General features: G+C 53.8%; 17 protein-coding genes. 12 read left to right on the top strand and 5 right to left on the bottom strand.

Translation table 11 applies throughout. From position 1 onward, the window contains the following. The gene (locus EDB95_RS02100) at window positions 1–420 is read left to right on the top strand and encodes a QcrA and Rieske domain-containing protein (RefSeq protein ID WP_133990099.1); all 420 of its coding nucleotides are present in this window, start codon (window positions 1–3) and stop codon (window positions 418–420) included. Beyond that, window positions 417–1,682: a hypothetical protein gene (locus tag EDB95_RS02095; protein ID WP_133990097.1), complete on the top strand. Its 1,266-nt coding sequence runs from the start codon at window positions 417–419 to the stop codon at window positions 1,680–1,682. The genes EDB95_RS02100 and EDB95_RS02095 overlap by 4 nt, the downstream gene beginning before the upstream one ends. Window positions 1,683–1,971: 289 nt before the next feature. Here EDB95_RS02095 and EDB95_RS02090 read toward each other — a convergent pair whose 3' ends face one another. Beyond that, a complete protein-coding gene (locus EDB95_RS02090) occupies window positions 1,972–2,436 on the bottom strand; it encodes a PepSY-like domain-containing protein (RefSeq protein WP_162852454.1) in 465 nt (154 codons plus the stop codon). 157 nt (window positions 2,437–2,593) lie between these two features. Between EDB95_RS02090 and ileS the strand changes: the two genes are divergently transcribed. Next, a complete protein-coding gene (gene ileS / locus EDB95_RS02085) occupies window positions 2,594–5,983 on the top strand; it encodes an isoleucine--tRNA ligase (protein ID WP_133990093.1) in 3,390 nt (1,129 codons plus the stop codon). Here ileS and EDB95_RS27640 read toward each other — a convergent pair. Then, window positions 5,951–6,349, bottom strand: coding sequence for a hypothetical protein (locus tag EDB95_RS27640; protein ID WP_246073446.1), 399 nt, complete (start codon window positions 6,347–6,349; stop codon window positions 5,951–5,953). The genes ileS and EDB95_RS27640 overlap by 33 nt on opposite strands. On the opposite strand from EDB95_RS27640, the gene EDB95_RS02080 reads away from it, so the two are divergent. Continuing rightward, window positions 6,336–7,073 carry a TraR/DksA family transcriptional regulator gene (locus EDB95_RS02080; protein ID WP_246073445.1) on the top strand — a complete coding sequence of 246 codons (738 nt, stop codon included), beginning with the start codon at window positions 6,336–6,338 and terminating at the stop codon, window positions 7,071–7,073. The genes EDB95_RS27640 and EDB95_RS02080 overlap by 14 nt on opposite strands. 59 nt (window positions 7,074–7,132) lie before the next feature. On the opposite strand, the gene EDB95_RS02075 is transcribed toward EDB95_RS02080, so the two are convergent. Continuing rightward, a complete protein-coding gene (locus EDB95_RS02075) occupies window positions 7,133–8,959 on the bottom strand; it encodes an ABC transporter ATP-binding protein (RefSeq protein WP_133990089.1) in 1,827 nt (608 codons plus the stop codon). Window positions 8,960–8,997: 38 nt separating this feature from the next. On the opposite strand from EDB95_RS02075, the gene EDB95_RS02070 reads away from it, so the two are divergent. Further along, window positions 8,998–9,375 carry a ribosome-binding factor A gene (locus EDB95_RS02070; RefSeq protein WP_133990087.1) on the top strand — a complete coding sequence of 126 codons (378 nt, stop codon included), beginning with the start codon at window positions 8,998–9,000 and terminating at the stop codon, window positions 9,373–9,375. A gap of 2 nt (window positions 9,376–9,377) precedes the next feature. Next, window positions 9,378–10,601, top strand: a complete 1,224-nt coding sequence (locus tag EDB95_RS02065; RefSeq protein WP_133990085.1) for an FtsX-like permease family protein — start codon at window positions 9,378–9,380, stop codon at window positions 10,599–10,601. A gap of 210 nt (window positions 10,602–10,811) precedes the next feature. Here the strand turns inward: EDB95_RS02065 and EDB95_RS02060 are convergent, their stop codons facing one another. Continuing rightward, on the bottom strand, window positions 10,812–11,645 hold the full coding sequence (locus EDB95_RS02060) for a transketolase (RefSeq protein WP_133990083.1): 834 nt from the start codon (window positions 11,643–11,645) through the stop codon (window positions 10,812–10,814). Between the two features lie 339 nt (window positions 11,646–11,984). Between EDB95_RS02060 and EDB95_RS02055 the strand changes: the two genes are divergently transcribed. The 6 genes from EDB95_RS02055 (at window position 11,985) to EDB95_RS02030 (ending at window position 16,765) form a co-directional block, all read left to right on the top strand. Then, on the top strand, window positions 11,985–13,133 hold the full coding sequence (locus tag EDB95_RS02055; protein ID WP_162852453.1) for an MraY family glycosyltransferase: 1,149 nt from the start codon (window positions 11,985–11,987) through the stop codon (window positions 13,131–13,133). A gap of 80 nt (window positions 13,134–13,213) precedes the next feature. Beyond that, window positions 13,214–13,777 (top strand): ribosome recycling factor, encoded by a 564-nt coding sequence (frr, locus tag EDB95_RS02050; RefSeq protein ID WP_133990079.1) that lies wholly within the window; start codon window positions 13,214–13,216, stop codon window positions 13,775–13,777. 32 nt (window positions 13,778–13,809) lie between these two features. Next, window positions 13,810–14,556, top strand: a complete 747-nt coding sequence (locus EDB95_RS02045) for a PPK2 family polyphosphate kinase (protein WP_133990077.1) — start codon at window positions 13,810–13,812, stop codon at window positions 14,554–14,556. Between the two features lie 20 nt (window positions 14,557–14,576). Next, window positions 14,577–15,023 carry a large conductance mechanosensitive channel protein MscL gene (mscL, locus tag EDB95_RS02040; RefSeq protein ID WP_133990075.1) on the top strand — a complete coding sequence of 149 codons (447 nt, stop codon included), beginning with the start codon at window positions 14,577–14,579 and terminating at the stop codon, window positions 15,021–15,023. Between the two features lie 5 nt (window positions 15,024–15,028). Further along, the gene (locus EDB95_RS02035) at window positions 15,029–15,961 is read left to right on the top strand and encodes a DUF3078 domain-containing protein (RefSeq protein WP_133990073.1); all 933 of its coding nucleotides are present in this window, start codon (window positions 15,029–15,031) and stop codon (window positions 15,959–15,961) included. 27 nt (window positions 15,962–15,988) lie between these two features. Continuing rightward, window positions 15,989–16,765 carry a segregation and condensation protein A gene (locus tag EDB95_RS02030; protein WP_133990071.1) on the top strand — a complete coding sequence of 259 codons (777 nt, stop codon included), beginning with the start codon at window positions 15,989–15,991 and terminating at the stop codon, window positions 16,763–16,765. Between the two features lie 6 nt (window positions 16,766–16,771). On the opposite strand, the gene dxs is transcribed toward EDB95_RS02030, so the two are convergent. Further along, window positions 16,772–18,712, bottom strand: a complete 1,941-nt coding sequence (gene dxs, locus EDB95_RS02025; protein ID WP_133995050.1) for a 1-deoxy-D-xylulose-5-phosphate synthase — start codon at window positions 18,710–18,712, stop codon at window positions 16,772–16,774. Between the last annotated feature and the right edge of the window lie 4 nt (window positions 18,713–18,716).

The following is an 18,716-nucleotide window of genomic DNA, read 5'->3' as shown; positions in this document are numbered from 1 at the left end:
ATGGAAAGAAAAGAGTTTTTAAAAACCTGTGGCATGGCCTGTATGGGCGGTGCCTTGCTGGCGGCCTTTTTGGAGGGTTGCTCCGCGGGCAAAGAGGTCAACGGTACCATCGACCGTTCGGACCTGGTGATACCGGTATCTTCTTTCCAGCCGGGTAAGAAATACCTGGTGGTATCCCACGAACGGTTAAAATATCCTGTCTGCGTCTACCGGTTCAGCGATGACCAGTACGTGGCGCTGCTGATGCGCTGCACCCACCAGGGCGCGGAACTCCAGGTGTTTGGCGACCGTCTGCAATGCCCGGCGCACGGGAGTGAATTCAACAATAAAGGCATCGTACAAAATGGTCCCGCGGACACCAACCTGAGGACCTTCCCGGTCAGCCTTCAACACAATCAACTTCACATTTCGTTACAATGAGAAAATACGTATTGATCGCCCTGTTGGCCGTTATCCATCAGGCGGATGCACAAATCGACAGCAGCCTTTTGAAAACACCCGCACCTTCGGACACGGTAAGGCACCTGTTGAACATGGACGCGATCTACAACCGTCCGTTCCTTCAGTTGGGTAAATCCCCGGTGTCCATCGGGGGTTATTTCGAATCCAACTGGCAGTATATGTCGACGTCTGGTATTACGGTCGGCAACCAGTTCCAGTTCAGGCGGTTTAGCCTTTTTGTCGCCTCGACCATCTCCAAACACATCAAATTCCTGTCGGAAATCGAATATGAAAACGATCCCCAGGGGGACGCGGACCAGAGTTCCGGCGGTGAATTCGAAGTGGAATACGCGGCCCTGGACATCGAATTCCATCCCCTGCTAAACCTCCGGGGCGGGATGATCGTCAACCCCATCGGCGCTTTTAACCAGAACCACGACGGACCCAAATGGGAGTTTACGGACAGGCCCATCGCCATGTCCCAGATGTTGCCCGCCACCTGGAATAATACCGGTTTTGGCCTGTATGGCCGTCAATACAAGAACCACTGGATGTATGGGTATGAATTTTACCTGACGGGTGGCTTCAACGATTCGATCATCGACAACGCGCAAGGCAAAACCTACCTTCCGGCCGCCAAGTCAAACGCGTCGAGGTTCACCACCAGCGCCAGCGGTGAGCCCATGTACACCGGTAAAATATCGCTCAGACACGACAAGATCGGTGAGTTGGGCCTTTCCTTTATGAGCGACGTCTACAACACCTGGCGCATCGAAGGGGCGCCGGTCGACGACAAAAGACACGTGCATGTCTTCGACGCCGACTTCAATACAACCCTCCCCCGTCTTCATACGAACATCATCACCGAATGGGCTTGGGTGTTTGTCCAGCTACCCCCCGATTACACCCCGGAGTACAGCAACAAACAGTTCGGTGGTTTTATCGACGTGGTCCAGCCCATTTTCCGCGGCAGGATCCTGGACTGGAAGGACGCCTCCATCAACCTGGCCGTCCGCGGCGAATACGTCGACTGGAACGTCGGCCGTTTCGCCGCCACCGGCACGCGGATGTACAATGACCTCTGGAGCATCATGCCCGCCCTGAGCTTCCGCCCCACCGCCCAAACCGTCCTCCGTTTCAACTACCGCCACCAGGTTGCCCGCGACATCACCGGTTCGACGATCGGGGCGACCATCGGGACGACCGCCGGGTTTAGCGTTGGGTTGTCGACGTATTTCTAGCTTCTATAGTGCCTCGGTACCCACGGTTATCGGACTGACCGCGCTTAAGGAAGGAGGGTATGTTTTTTTATCCCTTTTCCGTAGGATTAAAACAGGCAATGCAGGCCTAAGTCCTACGGAAAAGGGATAAAAAGACATACCCTCCTTCCGGCACGCCGGACGATCCGATATTCGGTGAGGGGACGAAAAAAACCGCCCCCGGAAGAGAGCGGTTTTTTTTCAGCGCATAGGTTAAGGTATAACTTGGATTAACGGTGCCGATGTGTGTTTGCGAGGCCCGACGGCGCTCCTACTCTTGAACGTAGCCCGCGTCATTGACCATGACGTCCTTCGACTGGTCGCCTTGTTTGAGGTTGACTTTGTAGAAGGGGTTTACGTTGTTGTACTCCAACTTCTGGATAGAGGCAATTTCCATGCCGGGATACTTGCTTTGGAGGGCGGTTTTTGCGGGATCGGGCAACTGGTCGAGGGTCATGTCGGTGCGGTTGCGAAGCCACTGGCCATCAGCCGAAAACTCAGCACATTCTTTTTCACCGCTGCTCATGAATGTGGCAGCGTAGTTCCCTGATGGGGTGACGGCCCAGGTCGCCGTGTCACCGCTAAACTTGCCCTGGAAGGCGGTTAGGACAGCGTCCGGAGGGGTGACGGCCTTTACCGTTTCGGTTTTTGCGGCATGGTGGTGATGCGTTGTTTGAGCCGTGGCTGCGGTGGTTCCGAACAGGGCAACGGCTATTACCATAGGAATGTTTTTCATAATGTTTACCATTTTAAGGTTGAAAATTCGTGTCCTGTCCCTCGGAGTCCAAAACTGTGCCAAGATACATAGCGGTTTGTTTTAATGTATATGATAAAACATTAATGGGATCGGGACTTTTTGTACCTTTGCCCATCTTTTTTTGCCTATAAAATTTATGAGTGCCAAGTATAGGGAATACCAGCAGTTGAATTTGCCTTCGATCGAAAAGGAAGTGCTGGATAAATGGGCCGCGGAGCGCACGTTTCAGCAGAGCGTTGACCTTAGGGAAGGGGCCGGGGCGTTTGTTTTTTACGAAGGCCCCCCCAGTGCCAATGGTATGCCCGGCATTCACCACGTTATTTCGCGTACCCTAAAGGACCTCGTTTGCCGTTTTCAGACGATGAAAGGGCACCAGGTCAAACGTAAGGCCGGTTGGGACACCCATGGCCTGCCGGTGGAACTGGGTGTGGAAAAAATGCTGGGGATCACGAAGGACGACATCGGCAAGAAAATATCCATCGCCGAATACAATGCCGTTTGCCGCCGGGAAGTGTTGAAGTATAAAGACAAGTGGGACGAGCTGACGACGAAAATGGGGTATTGGGTGGACCTGGATCATCCGTATATCACGTTCGAAAACAATTATATTGAAAGCCTTTGGTGGATCCTGAAGGAGTTGTACAAAAAGGGGCTTCTTTATGAGAGCGTGAGCATACAGCCGTATTCGCCCGCGGCAGGCACGGGGCTGAGCTCTCATGAGCTGAACCAGCCCGGTACTTACAAGGACGTCAAGGACACGAGCTGTGTGGCGATGTTCAAGGCGGCACCCGGGGAAGCCGCGCGTGCGCTTTGGGGAGACAAGGAGGTTTTTTTCATGGCGTGGACGACGACGCCCTGGACGCTGCCTTCCAACTTGGGTTTGACGGTAGGGGCCAAGATCGACTATGCGCTGGTCAAGACCTTCAACCCGTACACGCACCAGCCGGTGAATGTGGTATTGGCGAAGGCGTTGATCGGGAAATATTTCAAACCGGAAGGAGAAAATGCCGACTTTTCCGCCTATCTGCCTGAATCAAAACTGTTGCCCTGGAGCATCATCGGGGAATTTAAGGGGAGCCAGCTGGAAAACCTCCGGTACGAGCAATTGCTGCCTTACCCTGCAAACACACCGGAAAAATCGGGAGCGACCTACGGTCCGCCCCTTTCGGGGCCCTTCCGGGTTTTGTTGGGCGACTTCGTAACGACGGAAGATGGTACGGGGATCGTGCACACGGCACCGGCCTTTGGCGCGGATGACTATAGGGTAGGGAAAAAATACGGCATTGGGATCCTCACGCTGGTGGACAAAGAAGGCAAGTTCGTGGACGGGCTTGGTGAGTTTAGCCACCGCTATGTAAAAAACTATAAAGACGATCCGCAATACGCGGACGTCAATGTCGATATCTGTGTCAAGCTGAAAAAAGAAAACAGGGCGTTTAAAATTGAGAAGTACGAACACAGTTACCCGCATTGCTGGCGTACCGACAAACCGATCCTGTATTATCCGCTGGACGCCTGGTTTATCAAGACGACCGCGTTAAAGGACCGGATGGTGGAACTCAACAAAACCATCCAATGGAAGCCTAAGTCAACGGGGGAAGGCCGGTTTGGGAACTGGCTGGAGAATATGGTGGACTGGAATCTTAGCCGGGACCGGTTTTGGGGTACGCCCTTGCCGGTCTGGCGGACCGAGGATTGGGACGCAGAGGTGGGGACCGGAGAGGAGGTGTGCATCGGCAGTGTGGCGGAGTTAAAAGCGGCCTATCAACTGGCCGTAGAAGCCGGGTACAATGGGGACCGGAAGGACCTGGGGGATGTGGACCTCCACAAACCCACGGTGGACGAACTGATTTTGTTATCGCCGAAGGGTAAACCCATGAAGCGGGTGCACGACCTGGTGGACGTATGGTTTGACTCCGGGGCGATGCCCTATGCCCAATGGCATTTCCCATTTGAAAACAAGGACGTTTTTACAAGGAATTATCCCGCGGATTTTATTGCCGAAGGCGTGGACCAGACCCGGGGGTGGTTTTATACCCTGCACGCGATTGCGGCGCTGATCAAGGAATCGGTGGAAGAAGAATTGGGGACTAAGGTCCAGGGATTGGCCTATAAAGCCGTGGTATCCAACGGGCTGGTCTTGGACAAAGACGGCAATAAGATGAGTAAACGCGTGGGGAACGTCGTGGATCCCTTTGATACGATCCACCGTTTCGGGGCGGATGCCACGCGTTGGTACCTGATCACCAATGCTTCGCCCTGGGAAAGTCTCAAATTTGATGTCGAAGGGATCCGGGAGGTGCAGCGTAAGTTCTTCGGGACCTTATATAATACGTATCAGTTTTTCGCCCTTTATGCCAATGTAGACGGGTTTGCCTTCAAAGAAGCCTATATCCCGCCTTCCGAAAGGCCGGAAATTGACCGCTGGATTATATCGGCTCTCCAAACGCTGGTGGGAACGGTGGACCGGTATATGAAGGAATTCGAACCTACCCAGGCGGGCAGGGCCATCGAAGACTTCGTGGATGAGCAATTGAGCAACTGGTATGTCCGTCTTTGCCGTCGAAGGTTCTGGAAAGGGGAGTACGAACACGACAAGATCTGTGCCTATCAGACATTATATGAGTGCCTGGAAACGGTCATCCTGCTGATGGCGCCGATCGCGCCGTTTTTCAGCGAGGCTTTGTTCGGGAACCTTAATTCTGTAACAAACAGGATATCAAAGGATTCGATACACCATGCGGATTTCCCGGTTCCGCAGCCCATATACCAGGATACTTCCCTGGAGGAACGCATGCAACTGGCACAGGATATATCCTCCCTGGTGTTATCTTTGCGTAAGAAGGTCAATATCAAGGTACGTCAACCCCTGCAACGGATCCTGATCCCTATCCTCGACCCCGGGATGCGGTCCCAGGTCGAAAAAGTGGGGGATTTGATCCGTTCGGAGGTCAATGTTAAAGAAATCCAATTCTTAACTGATACAGAAGGTTTTATTAAGAAAAAAATAAAACCTAACTTTAAAGCTTTAGGTAACCGTTTGGGCGCAAAAATGAAGCCTGCGGCGGCCGCCATAGGAGCCTTAGGCCAGGACGACATTGCTAGACTGGAAAAAGAAAGGAAAATCCCCCTTATCCTTGAAAATGAGACCTTAGAGATCGGTTTGGAGGATGTTGACATCTCCAGCGAGGACATTCCCGGTTGGACGGTGGCTTCCAAAGGCAGCCTTACCGTAGCACTGGATGTCACGGTTACACCGGAACTCGCCTACGAGGGCAACGCCAGGGAACTGGTCAATCGAATTCAAAAGATCCGAAAGGACAGTGGCTTTGAACTGACGGACAGGGTGGAGGTTAAAGTCGCTGCTTCGGAAGCACTTGCGTCCTCCGTGGCCCATTTTTCCCAATATATCTGTACGGAAATTCTGGCAGATAGTTTGGAAATTGTGCCAGATATTCAGGATGGCATCGAAATTGAAGTAAACGACATTTCTTTAAAAGTAATCGTTACTAAAAAAGGAGCGTAGCATGGCAACTAAAAAAGCGGCCAAGTCTGCAAAGAAAGCACCACAACCTACCAAAAAAGCACCGGCTAAAAAAGCCGCGGTAAAACCCGTTGCCAAACCTGCAAAAAAGGCCGCACCCCAGAAAGTGGCGCCCAAAAAAGCAGCTCCTGCCGCCAAGGCCAAACCATCGCCGGTAAAGGCCACAAACTCGAAAGCAGTACCCGCCAAGGTCGCTAAACCGGCTCCCGCCAAAGCAGTTAATGCCAAGGGTGCCGTCAAAGCCGCCCCTGCAAAAGCTGCTCCTGCGAAGGCCGTTGTCAAAGCCGCCCCGGCGGTCAAAGGGAAGGCACCCGTCTCCGTAAAGGGAGCACCGGTGAAGACACCCATAGCCCCGATCAAAGCAGCCCCGGTAAAGGGTGTGGCTGCCAAGGCAGCTCCTGCCGCGCCGTCTAAGCCGGCCCCGGCCGCCCCTGCCAAAGCACCCATAGCCGCACCAAAACCCGCCCCGGCCCCGGTGGCCATCAAACCGTCTTCGGTAGGTGTGAAACCCGCGGAGGCAAAACCCACGGCTATCGCCAGACCTGCGCCCCGGCCGGAAACCAAAATGGTGGAAATAAAACCCATCAAAACTTCCGTGACCACCCAGGTCAAATACGAACCCGATTTTACAAAATCTGTCCTGGATGATCCGGGTCAAACCATACTTAACGCACCGACGATGAGATATAGCGATGCTGAACTGGCAGAGTTCAAAGACCTGATCATGCGCAAGCTGGACGCTGCGAAGAAGGAATTGACGTACCTGCAGGGACTCATTACCCGTAAAGACGAAATGGGCGGGGATGAGAGTGAAAACCGTTACATGACCATGGAAGACGGGTCGATCAGTATGGAACGGGAACAGCTGAGCCAGATGGCCAGCCGTCAGATCCAGTTCATCGATCACCTGGAGAAGGCCCTGATGCGGATCGAGAACAAGACCTATGGGATTTGCCGGGTGACAGGTAAGCTGATCGACAAGGCACGGCTTAGAGCGGTGCCCCATGCGACCCTGAGCATCGAAGCAAAAATGGGTCTGGTGAAGAAGTCTGAAAACCAAAACGTTCAATAGGGTCCCCCCTGGAATCGTTCGAAAGGGCGTGGCGGCTATGGCTGCACGCCCTTTCGGTGCTATTTGACCTCTTGCATCTCCACCAGGCGGCGGTAAATGCCGCCGGCCTCAATGAGTTGGTCATGGGTGCCCCGCTCCGCAATACGTCCTTTCTGGAGGACAATAATTTCGTCGGCGTGACGGATGGTAGAAAGGCGATGGGCGATGACCAGGCTGGTCCGGTCTTTCATCAGTTTATAAATGGCGTCCTGGACGAGGCGCTCGCTTTCGGTATCCAGGGAGGAAGTCGCTTCATCCAGGATAAGAATGGGCGGGTTCTTTAAAACGGCCCTGGCGATGGTGAGGCGCTGGCGCTCTCCGCCGCTGAGCTTGGTACCCCTGTCCCCGATATTGCTTTCATATCCCCCTTCTTTCTGACGGATGAAATTGTCCGCATTGGCCACGCGGGCAGCGTCCATGATCGCTTCCCGGCTGGCGTCGGGTTCGCCAAGGGCGATATTCGCAGCGATGGTATCGTTAAAAAGAATGGGTTCCTGGGTGACAATACTGATCTGGCGGCGCAGGGACTCCAGGGTGTATCCCTTGATGTTGACCCCGTCGATCAGCAGCTCCCCGTTGGTGACGTCGTGGAACCGGGGGACAAGGTCCGCCAGCGTGGACTTCCCCGCTCCGGAGGAACCGACAAGGGCAACGGTTTTGCCTTTGGGAATCGTGAGGTTGATGTTTTCGAGGATTTGATGGTCTCCATAGGCAAAAGAAATTCCCCGGAATTCTATGGAATGCTGGAAGGTGTCGAGCGTCTGTGCCCCTGGAAGGTCTTTGACGGTGACGGTGGCGTTGAGCACTTCCTCGATCCGGGCGACGGCGGCACTGCCCTTTTGAATATTATACCAGGAGGTCGAAATGGACTTTGCCGGGTTGATGATTTGGCTGAAGGCCGCCAGGTATGCAATAAAGGCTTCAGGTGCGAGGGCGAACGCGCTATGGGTGGTGATGAGGTATCCCCCGAAAAGCAGGACGCCGCAAAGCACGCCCACACCCATCACTTCCGAGAGGGGGGAGGCAAGGTCCCTGCGTTGTTGCATCCTGTTTTTGAGGTGAAAGAGTTCGTCGTTTAGCGTGAAAAACTTATTCCCGAGAAGCTTTTCGACATTGAAGGCCTTAATGACACGCAGACCCGATAAGGTTTCTTCCAACACGGACAGAGACTCTCCGGCTTTGATCGCCGCGGCGTTGCTCGTTTTGCGCAGGGAGCGGCTGATCCGCCCGATGACAAACCCTGTGATGGGTAGAAAGACCAGCAGGAAAAGGGATAATGCGGGACTCAGGACAAACAGGGCGACCAACAGGAAGATGATGTTGATGGGATCTTTGATCAACCCATCCATGGTACCTAAAACGCTTGTTTCGATTTCATAGGTATCGTTGGTCATCCGGCTAAGGACATCCCCTTTGCGTTGTTCCGTGAAATAGCCGATGGGCAGTTCCAGGATCTTGGCGTACAGTTCGTCCTTGAGTCTCCGGACAAGGCTGTTGCGCATAGGGGCCAGGATGTAGTAGGTACAGTACAGAAAGAAATTCTTCAAAGCGATGGCCAGGAGGATGATCCCGCAGATGACCGCCATGGCGTATAGCATGCTGTGGGATTCGATGATCTTGGTGAGGTAGTATTTAAACGTGTCGATCAGCACCTGGGAATTGGTCATCGGCCCCTGGGGAAGCGTGTGTACGAGCTGGTCCGGGTGAAACAAAAGGTTCATGAACGGGATCAGCATCGTCAGGGAGACGAGAGAAAAAGCGACGGACAGGATGGTTAAGCCGGTATACAGGACAATGCTCCACTTAAGATCTTTCAAATACTTGAATAACCGGGTGTATTTCTTCATGTAAGGATGTTACTTTTACAATCAACAAAGGTACGACTATGCAGGAAGGAAAGCGACAAAAACAGGTGGCCGGGTTGTTGATGGAAGAACTCAACCCGATCTTCCAGCGCCTGGGGCTGAACATGATGGATGGGGGCATGGTGTCCATAGCCGGCGTCAAGGTGACGCCCGACCTTCTGGAGGCCAGGATCTACCTCAGTTTTTTTCAGATCCAACAGCCCGCCCTGGCCTTGAAGCTCATCACCGAGCGGGCCTGGGAAATCAAAAAAGAGCTCACCGCGAAGGTCAAAAACCAGCTCAGGCGTATGCCGGAGCTTAAATTTTTCCTGGACGATACGCTCGAACACGTCTTCCACATGGAAGAAATCTTCAAAAAAATCAACGAGGACAAGGACAAACACAAGACAGACGAGTAGCGATGTACCTCCTGTTCTCCTGGCGTTATTTCAAAGCCAAAAAGTCGACCAACGCGATCAACGTCATTGCCTGGATCAGCACCCTGGCCATCGCGGTTGGTGCGGCGGCTTTGGTGCTGATACTCAGTGTTTTCAATGGATTCGAGCACCTCGTAAAGACGCTCTATTCTTCGTTTTATACGGACCTGAAGGTCATCCCCGCCACTGGCAAGGTGCTGGTGCTGACACCGGAGATGCTTCAGCGGATACGGGGCACGGCCGGGGTGGCGACGTTTTCGTGTGTTGCCGAAGAAAAGGCCATCCTGCAAAACGCCGACTACCAGTCCACCCAGGTATTCCTAAAAGGAGTAGACGATACCTATTCGGACATCACCGGCATCAAGGACCACCTGATCCGCGGGCATTTCGACTTGGGCAATGTGGACACCCCGTTCCTCGTGATGGGTTCGGGCGTGGAAGCGGCCCTGGGTGTTCTTTCGGACAGGACTGTCTACCCGGTGACGGCCTATTTGCCACGCCGGGGCGCAGAAGCAGGCCCGGATCCCCTACAGGCTATCAGTGAGGGGAATATTACACCGGTGGGCACGTTTGCGATTCAGCAGGACTTCGACGACAAGTATGTCATCACCAATATCGGCACGGTAAAAAGCCTCCTGGGTTTCGGTCCTGACGAGTATTCCGCCCTGGAGTTAAAAACCTCCCAGCCCGAGAACCTGCCGGGGGTCCAGCAACGGTTGCAAACCCTGCTGGGTAAAGAGGCGGTGGTCCAGACCCGGTACGAACAAAACCAGGGTCTTTACCGGGTCATGAGTATCGAAAAATGGTTCATTTTCGCGGTCCTCATCCTCATCCTCTCCGTGGCTGCATTCAACATGGTGGGCGCGCTCACGATGCTGGTCCTGGAAAAACAAAAGGACATCCAGGTCCTCAAAGCCCTGGGGGCGCAAGATTCCTTTATCCGCAAAATCTTCTTAGGGGAAGGTATGGTCCTCGCCGGCCTGGGAACCATGCTGGGTGTGGGCTGCGCGCTAATCCTGTGCTGGGCCCAGGTGCGTTATAAATTGATTCCTTTACAAGGCGGCTCCTTCGTCATCGACTACTACCCCGTAAAAGTCCTCCCCTCCGACATCGCCATCGTCGTCGGCTCCATCTTCATCGTAGCCTCGTTAGCCTCTTGGTATCCGGCCCGCAAGGCCAGCCACGAAAAGGTCGACCTCCGGAGTTAATATCGGCCCTAGCTGGGCGCAATTAGGCCCGGGACGTGTTTAGAAGGGTGGGTGGTCAATTTTACATTCTTTTCCGTAGCCGATAGGCACGACTGAAAGCTGAGCGTGCTAAAACGCTACGGAAAAGAATGTAAAATTGACCACCCACCCTTCGTGAGGCCTGCCCCCGTTCTGCGGCAAGAGCCAGGTAAGAGATTATGCCTATTAGCTCTAGTAATCCCCGAGGGTCTCGGGGAGTTGCGCCAGGGCTTTCTTCAGCTGGTCGTCGCTGGGGGCGATCCCGTGCCACTCGTGGTGGCCTTCCATGAAGTCGACACCTTTGCCCATGACGGTGTGCATCAGGATGGCTACGGGCTTGCCCTGGCCGGTCATGGCGCGGGCTTTGGCCAGGGTGGCCACGATCTCGTCCATGTCGTTGCCGTTAGCCGTGAGCGTAAGCCAACCAAATACTTCGAATTTCTGACGCAGGTCGCCCTGGGCCATGACCTTGTCGGTCGGGCCGTCGATCTGCTGACCGTTCCAGTCAACGGTGGCGATCAGGTTATCGACGTGCAGGTTGGGGGCGCTCATGATGGCCTCCCAGTTCTGGCCTTCATCCAGTTCACCGTCCCCGTGGAGGGAAAAGACCAGGTGGCTGTCTTTATTCAGTTTTTTTGCGAGCGCGGCGCCGATGGCGACACTCATGCCCTGGCCGAGGGAGCCGGAGGCGACCCGTACGCCGGGGAGGTGTTCGTGGGTTGTGGGGTGGCCCTGGAGCCGGGAATTGAGCTTCCGGAAGGTCTCCAGTTCTTTGAGGGGGAAATAGCCGCTCCGGGCGAGGGTGGAATAGAATACAGGGGAGATATGGCCGTTAGACAGGAAAAAAATGTCCTCGTTGATCCCGTCCATATGGAAGTCCGGATTATGCTGCATCGCATTGAAATACAATGCAGTAAAGAAATCTGTACAACCCAGGGAACCCCCGGGGTGGCCGCTTTGGGCGGCGTGTACCATTCGTACGATGTCTCTCCGGATCTGGGTGGCGGTCGCTTTTAAATCAGTCATGGTCTTTGGATTGGGTCCAAAGGTACCAGAAAATTTTTTTTTAAAGAGAGCAAACGTTTTGCCTTCTCGATGCGTCTATTTACTTTACCCGGGACCACTTCGCAAAATGCTTTCTGAAGCGCTGGACTTCGTGGCGAGCTGCCCCTTAATTAGGATTATTTAATTAGGCAATCTTTACCTATTGCTTATTTTACTGTAATATTGCAATTGTTTTGGATTTGTATATAATTAATATGACATTGTTAGTCAATGTTATACCCTATTTAAATCAGAAAAGCTAGCCCGATGGATAACTTAATTACGGGATTTCTTATAGCATTTTTCGTAACCTATGTCGCCATGCCTGTCATCATCAGGATCGCCAGCGTCAAAAAGCTGATGGACGTGCCTGATAACAGGAAGATTCATAAAGCGCCCATTCCTTCGCTTGGTGGATTCGGGGTATTTGCAGGCTTCCTTCTCGCAGTCCTGTTGGCTGTTCCTTTCAAAGCATCCGCCGGTCTTCAGTATTATGCCGCTGCGGGTTTTATTCTTTTTCTGGTAGGTCTTAAGGACGACGTTGTGGTGATCACTCCCCTCAAAAAGTTCTTAGGGCAGTTGGCGGCTGCGGCCATCGTCATCAACGTGGCGGGCTTGCGCCTGGTGAGTCTTCACGGCATATTCGGGATCACGGAGCTGCCCTATGTGGTCAGCCTTATACTTAGTTATTTCGCTTTCATCCTTGTCGTCAACGCGTTTAACCTTATCGACGGAGTAGATGGTCTGGCGGGTACGCTGGGCGTGGTAAGCGCCCTGGTCTTCGGGGTTTATTTTTATTTTGCTAAAGAGCCTTTGTATGCGATCATGGGGCTTAGCCTGGTGGGCGCTCTGAGCGCTTTCCTTGTGTTCAACTATACACCGGCCAAAATATTCATGGGTGATACGGGTTCCATGCTCGTCGGGCTCGTCAACGCCATCCTCGTATTGCATTTCATACGCGTGGCGGATGCGCCCCAGGCCTTGGTGCCCGTGACTTCGGCGCCAATGATTGGCGTCGCCATCCTGGCGGTTCCCTTGTTCGACACCCTGAGGGTATTTACAATACGGATCTTTTTGCACCGCCGGTCCCCATTCTCCCCGGACCGGAATCATATTCATCACCTGCTGCTGGACTGCGGTTTTTCGCACCCGGCGGTCACTTCCACTCTGGTAATCTACAACCTCGTGCTGATCGCAGGTGCCTTTGCCCTCCGGGACGAAGGAAATTATGTGTTGCTGACGGGGCTTGTGGTAACCAGCCTCTCGTTTTCCGGTCTGGTGGCCTTTTTCCGCCAACCCCGCCGTCCTTTCGTGGTCATGAAGAATGTAGGGACTCCCCTCCCGGTACCCCCGGCCGATGGGGCGGTGGTCGAGACCGTTCAACGCAAGAATGGAAGCCCTCTCCCGCAAAAGGCAGGAGCCGTCAAGGCGCCTTCTATGCACCCCATCTTCTCTATCGAGGAGGAATAAGTGGAATAATCGTTTGGTTTTTTTAGTTTTGCACCGCACTGGGGCCCCCATAGGCGCCCCCAACCCATAATTCATGTACTATGTCGGATGACGTTGCTTTGATATTGGACGATACCCAGGAAACCATGCAAAAAGGGATTGGGCATCTGGAATCGGAATTGACAAAGATCAGGGCCGGGAAGGCCAATCCCCAGATGCTGGAAGGAATCACCGTGGATTATTATGGTGCCTCCACCCCCATCGGGCAGGTGGCCAACGTGACGGTGATCGACGCCCGTACGATCGGTATCCAGCCTTGGGAAAAGAACATGCTCCAGCCGATAGAACGCTCGATCATAGCAGCCAATATTGGGATCAACCCCCAAAATGACGGGGTATTGATCCGTTTGTTCCTGCCACCCCTGACGGAAGAACGTCGCCGTGAACTGGTCAAAAGGGTCAACGGAGAAGGGGAGCAATCGAAGGTCGCCATCCGGAACATCCGCAGGGAAGCCATAGAGCAGATCAAAAAGCTCCAGAAGGACGGCCTGAGCGAAGACGTGGCCAAGGACGCGGAAAAAAACATACAGGACCTCACGGACAGGTATATATCCTTGATCGACAAGCACCTCGCCGCCAAAGAAAAGGAAATAATGACGGTATAGAAGCCGGCGAATTGTCTATCTTAGCGATACCTATGACGAAAATCAGGCTGGAGGCCATTTCTACAAAGGCCCCCCATGATATAGAGAAAGACGCCACCAAAAAGAGGCTCGAAACATTGCTGGAGGAATTGGACGAACTGCAGAACCTCCTCTATGCACAAAACCGCCATGCCGTATTGGTCGTCATACAGGGTATGGATGCCAGCGGAAAAGACGGACTCATACGCCGGGTATTTGGCCGGTTGAATCCTGAAGGAGTTCAGGTTGCATCCTTCAAGGAACCTACTGCCGTAGAGCTTTCTCACGACTTTCTTTGGAGGATCCATCTTCAGGCTCCAGCCAAGGGCCGGATCCAGGTATTTAACCGCTCTCATTACGAGGACATCCTGGTGACCCGCGTCCACCAAATGATCGACGACGACACCGCTAAAAAGCGGATGCGGGCCATCAACGATTTCGAGTGGCTGCTTCATGAGTTGGGCGACACCCATATCCTTAAATTCTATCTGCATACATCTCCCGAAGAAAGGCACAAGAGACTGGAGGAAAGGCTTAGTATCCCTTCCAAGATGTGGAAGTACAACGACAGCGATTCCAAAGAGGCAAAGCTGTGGCCCGCGTACGAAAAGGCGTACGAGGATTGTTTCGACCATTGTAGCGACATTCCCTGGATCGTCGTTCCCTCCGACCAGAACTGGTATAAAGAGTTCGTGGTCGCCCAGACGCTGAAGGACACCCTGAAGGGGTTGAAGATGAAGTACCCGGGCTTGAAAAAATAAGAAACCAAACCCCATCATATATGAGCTTCATCAAAGACTTTAAAGAGTTTGCCTTAAAGGGAAATGTCATCGACCTCGCCGTCGGTGTGATCATCGGCGCCGCGTTCAAGACGATTGTGGACTCGGTGGTGAATGACCTGATCATGCCGCCGGTTGGACTTGCCATTGGGAATAAGGATTTCAGCAACTATTACCTGCCCCTGAAACAGAGCGTACGGGACGCCGTGGCGAAAGATCCCAGCCTGACGCTTGCCGAAGCGCGCAAAATAGGCCCCGTATTTGCATGGGGAGATTTCGTGACTGTTTGTCTCAACTTCCTGATCCTCGCCTTTATAATTTTCATGATGGTAAGGGGCATCGCGGCGTTACAAAGGAAGCAGGCAGAGGCACCTGCGGCCCCGGCAGGACCTTCCAGCACCGACCAGTTGCTGATGGAAATCCGGGACGAATTAAAAAACAAACAATAGGCATAATGACCTTTCGTACACTTTGGTTAAGTATCCTGATCGCGTTTGCCACAGGGGTAAACGGCCAAAATTCCATTAAAGATATCCAATCGGCCTCCGGCCAGACGTTTTCCGGTAAACCCGACAGCCTGCGACAGGGCTGGACCGTGGGTGCGTTGCTGGGGCTTACTTTTGCGCAGGCCAGCAGCAGCAACTGGGCCGCGGGCGCCCAGGATTTTACGATGTCGTTGAACACGGCGGACAATTTCTGGGCCTTTTACAAAAAGGGACGGGTCAGTTGGGACAATACACTGACCGCCAATTATGGATTCACGAACACGACCGACCTTGGCCTGCAAAAAAGCAGCGACCTGTTCGACCTTCTGAGCCGTTACGGCTACCAGCTCGACAGCGGCAAGTGGTTTATATCCGCCATGTTCGACTTCCGTTCCCAATTCACCAACGGCTACAACTACTATAAGAACCAGCAAGGCAAGGATTCCAACCAGTTGATTTCACAGTTTATGGCGCCGGCGTACATCCTGCTTAGCCCGGGTGTGCAGTACAAGCCAAAGGATTGGTTTTCTCTGTTTTTGTCGCCGGTGTCCGCTCGTTGGATCGTGTCGACCAACAAGACCCTGGCGCCCAGCTTTGGGATCGATACCGGCAAGTCGGTACTTTTCCAGTTTGGGGCATTTGCCAGCGCTATCTTTAACAAGTCCATCGCCAAGAATGTCGTCTATACCGCACGCCTGGACCTGTATTCCAACTACCTGAAGAATTTTGGGGACATAGACGTCTATTCCACGAACCAGATCGCAATGAAGGTCAACAAGGTGCTGACGGCGACCTACAACCTGAACATCATCTACGACGACAATGCCAGGCGACCGAACGGGACGCTTTGGGGGACGCAGTTCCAGTCGATCCTGGGGATTGGGCTCGCCGTGAAGTTGTAGACGGCCTAAATTTCCGTACTTTCGGGGATGGCCAACACAGAAAGCTACCAGATAAAACTTCCCCAGTTCGAGGGACCCTTCGACCTGTTGCTGTTTTTTATCGAACGGGACGAACTGGACATTTACAATATTCCGATCACCAGGATCATCAACGACTTCCTGGACTTTATCCATACCCAGGAATCGTTGAATATCGAGCTTTCCAGCGAGTTCATCCTTTTTGTTTCCACGCTCATGCGGATCAAGGCGAAGATGTTGTTGCCGCGCAAGGAGCTGAATGCCGAAGGCCAGGAGATCGATCCCCGCCAGGAACTGGTCGACAAAATTCTGGAATACAAGCGATTTAAGGAAGCGTCGGCACAATTGGCGGAAATGGAAGCCCTGCGGATGCTGATGATCAAACGGGGCAACCTGGCCAAAGAGTTGGGTGCCATCGGTGAAGACGCCGGGGAAGGGACGGAGATACAGACCATCACCATGTTCAAGCTGATGAAGGTGTTTGAAAAGGTGATGCAACGGGTGTATGACCGGAACAACAAACCTGTCCATACCGTGGTCCCCTACAATTACACCATGGAGGACAGCCGGAAGGGGTTGCTGGAGCTGGCCGGCCGGGAAAAGACATTGTCGTTCGAACGAATCTTCGAGGATGCCCAGGACCGCATCCAGGCGATCTTCCTGTTCCTCTCGATGCTGGAACTGGTGCAGTTGAAGCACTTATCCATCCTTGTGGGGGAAGGCCGCAATAATTTCATCATTGAATGGAATGAAGAGCAACCGGAGCCAGAGCCTGACGGCGTCTAGGCGTGCTTATTTTTTCTCCCATCCTTTAGTGCTCACGACTTCGATCGACATCATGGAGCGGACGGCTTCCTTGATGGCCTCGGCGTCATAAGCACATTCGTGCTGTAGCTCCGCGGGTTTGCCGTGCTCGACGATGCGGTCGGGAATGCCAAGGATCCGTACGTCGGCCTTGTATCCGTTTTCCGCCATGAATTCGAGGATGGCACTGCCAAAGCCTCCTTTCACCGTACCGTCTTCAACGGTGACAATCTTCTTGTATTTCCGGAAGACCTCGTGCAGGAGTTCCTCGTCGAGGGGCTTGACAAAACGGAGGTCGTAGTGCCCTGGTTGGAGACCTTCGGCTTTCAAGTCGCGGATGGCGGCCGCGGCAAAGTTACCGGGGTGCCCAATGGACAGGATGGCGAGTTCCTGGCCATCCCGCAGCTTCCGGCCCTTGCCGATTTCGATGGCCTGGAAGGGGGTCTTCCATTCCGGCATGACACCTTCGCCCCTGGGATACCGGATGACGAATGGTTGGGTCGTGCTGTCGAGCTGAGCCGTGTACATGAGGTTGCGCAGCTCCTGTTCGTTCATGGGCGCGCTGATGATCATGTTGGGGATACAGCGGAAGTAGGCGATGTCGTAAGCCCCGTGATGGGTGGGGCCGTCTTCTCCGACAAGACCGGCGCGGTCCAGGCAAAGCACGACCGGGAGCTTTTGAATGGCGATGTCGTGCACCACCTGGTCGTAAGCCCTTTGCATAAAGGACGAGTAGATGTTGCAGAACACACGAAGCCCCTGAGTGGCCAGGCCGGCGCTTAAGGTGGCGGCGTGTTGTTCGCAGATGCCCACGTCGAAAGCGCGGTTGGGCATCTTTTCCATCATAAATTTCAGGGAGCTGCCGCTGGGCATAGCGGGTGTAATACCCATGATGGCCGGATTGGCCTCAGCGAGCTCGATCAGGGTATGGCCAAATACGTCCTGGTATTTGGGGGGCTGCGGGGTGGGGAAATGTTTTTTATGGATCTCCCCGGTTACCTTATCGAACAAACCGGGCGCGTGCCACTTGGTCTGGTCCTTTTCGGCCAGGGCGTAGCCTTTGCCCTTTACAGTGAGGATGTGGAGCAGCTTCGGCCCCGGGATGCTGCGCATATCCTGGAGGACGTCTACCAGCTTGGTGATGTTGTGACCGTCTATGGGTCCGAAATACCGGAGCTTCAGGGATTCAAAAAGGTTGCTGCTTTTGCTGACCAGCCCCTTGACGCTTTGTTCCAGTTTCGCGGCCATTTCCCTTGTAAAGTGCTTGCCCACGGGCAGTTTGCCGAGAAGTTTCCAGACGTCGTCCCGGACGCGGTTGTACGCCGGTGATGTTGAAATGTCGGTCAGGTATTCCTTGAGCGCACCGACGTTGGGATCGATGCTCATGCAATTGTCGTTGAGGATGATCAACACATTGGAATCGGCCACGCCGGCGTGGTTCAGGGCTTCGAAGGCCATACCTGCGGTCATGGCGCCATCTCCGATGACGGCCACCACCTGGCGGTCGCGTTCCCCTTTGTATTTGGCGGCCATGGCCATACCGAGGGCCGCGGAAATGGAGGTGGAGGAGTGTCCGACGCCAAAGGTATCGTAGGGGCTTTCGCTGCGCTTGGGGAAGCCGCTGAGCCCCCCGTATTTCCTGTTGCTGGGGAAGTTGTCCCGGCGGCCCGTGAGGATCTTGTGTCCATACGCCTGGTGCCCCACGTCCCATACTAATTGATCGTAAGGGGTATTGAACACATAATGAAGGGCTACGGTCAATTCGACGACGCCAAGGGAGGCTCCGAAGTGGCCTCCGTGGACGCTAACGACGTCGATGATGTATTGCCTGAGTTCTTCACAAACCTGGTGTAGCTGCTCCCGGCTTAGCCGCCGGAGGTTTTCAGGGTTGTCTATGTGCTTCAGGAGGGGACCTGGCTTGATGTCCATGTTG

This window comes from Dinghuibacter silviterrae, from assembly GCF_004366355.1.
Lineage (GTDB): Bacteria > Bacteroidota > Bacteroidia > Chitinophagales > Chitinophagaceae > Dinghuibacter > Dinghuibacter silviterrae.
Note: the sequence above shows the minus strand (reverse complement) of the source record. Positions and strands in the feature narration are given on the sequence as shown.

Excerpts from the sequence above, each read along its gene's own strand:
- EDB95_RS02100 (WP_133990099.1), top strand. The coding sequence starts at position 1 with ATGGAAAGAAAAGAGTTTTTAAAAACCTGTGGCATGGCCTGTATGGGC.
- EDB95_RS02095 (WP_133990097.1), top strand. The coding sequence starts at position 417 with ATGAGAAAATACGTATTGATCGCCCTGTTGGCCGTTATCCATCAGGCG.
- EDB95_RS02090 (WP_162852454.1), bottom strand. The coding sequence starts at position 2,436 with ATGAAAAACATTCCTATGGTAATAGCCGTTGCCCTGTTCGGAACCACC.
- ileS (WP_133990093.1), top strand. The coding sequence starts at position 2,594 with ATGAGTGCCAAGTATAGGGAATACCAGCAGTTGAATTTGCCTTCGATC.
- EDB95_RS27640 (WP_246073446.1), bottom strand. The coding sequence starts at position 6,349 with ATGGGTGTCTTCACCGGTGCTCCCTTTACGGAGACGGGTGCCTTCCCT.
- EDB95_RS02075 (WP_133990089.1), bottom strand. The coding sequence starts at position 8,959 with ATGAAGAAATACACCCGGTTATTCAAGTATTTGAAAGATCTTAAGTGG.
- EDB95_RS02070 (WP_133990087.1), top strand. The coding sequence starts at position 8,998 with ATGCAGGAAGGAAAGCGACAAAAACAGGTGGCCGGGTTGTTGATGGAA.
- EDB95_RS02065 (WP_133990085.1), top strand. The coding sequence starts at position 9,378 with ATGTACCTCCTGTTCTCCTGGCGTTATTTCAAAGCCAAAAAGTCGACC.
- EDB95_RS02060 (WP_133990083.1), bottom strand. The coding sequence starts at position 11,645 with ATGACTGATTTAAAAGCGACCGCCACCCAGATCCGGAGAGACATCGTA.
- EDB95_RS02055 (WP_162852453.1), top strand. The coding sequence starts at position 11,985 with ATGCCTGTCATCATCAGGATCGCCAGCGTCAAAAAGCTGATGGACGTG.
- frr (WP_133990079.1), top strand. The coding sequence starts at position 13,214 with ATGTCGGATGACGTTGCTTTGATATTGGACGATACCCAGGAAACCATG.
- EDB95_RS02045 (WP_133990077.1), top strand. The coding sequence starts at position 13,810 with ATGACGAAAATCAGGCTGGAGGCCATTTCTACAAAGGCCCCCCATGAT.
- mscL (WP_133990075.1), top strand. The coding sequence starts at position 14,577 with ATGAGCTTCATCAAAGACTTTAAAGAGTTTGCCTTAAAGGGAAATGTC.
- EDB95_RS02035 (WP_133990073.1), top strand. The coding sequence starts at position 15,029 with ATGACCTTTCGTACACTTTGGTTAAGTATCCTGATCGCGTTTGCCACA.
- EDB95_RS02030 (WP_133990071.1), top strand. The coding sequence starts at position 15,989 with ATGGCCAACACAGAAAGCTACCAGATAAAACTTCCCCAGTTCGAGGGA.
- dxs (WP_133995050.1), bottom strand. The coding sequence starts at position 18,712 with ATGGACATCAAGCCAGGTCCCCTCCTGAAGCACATAGACAACCCTGAA.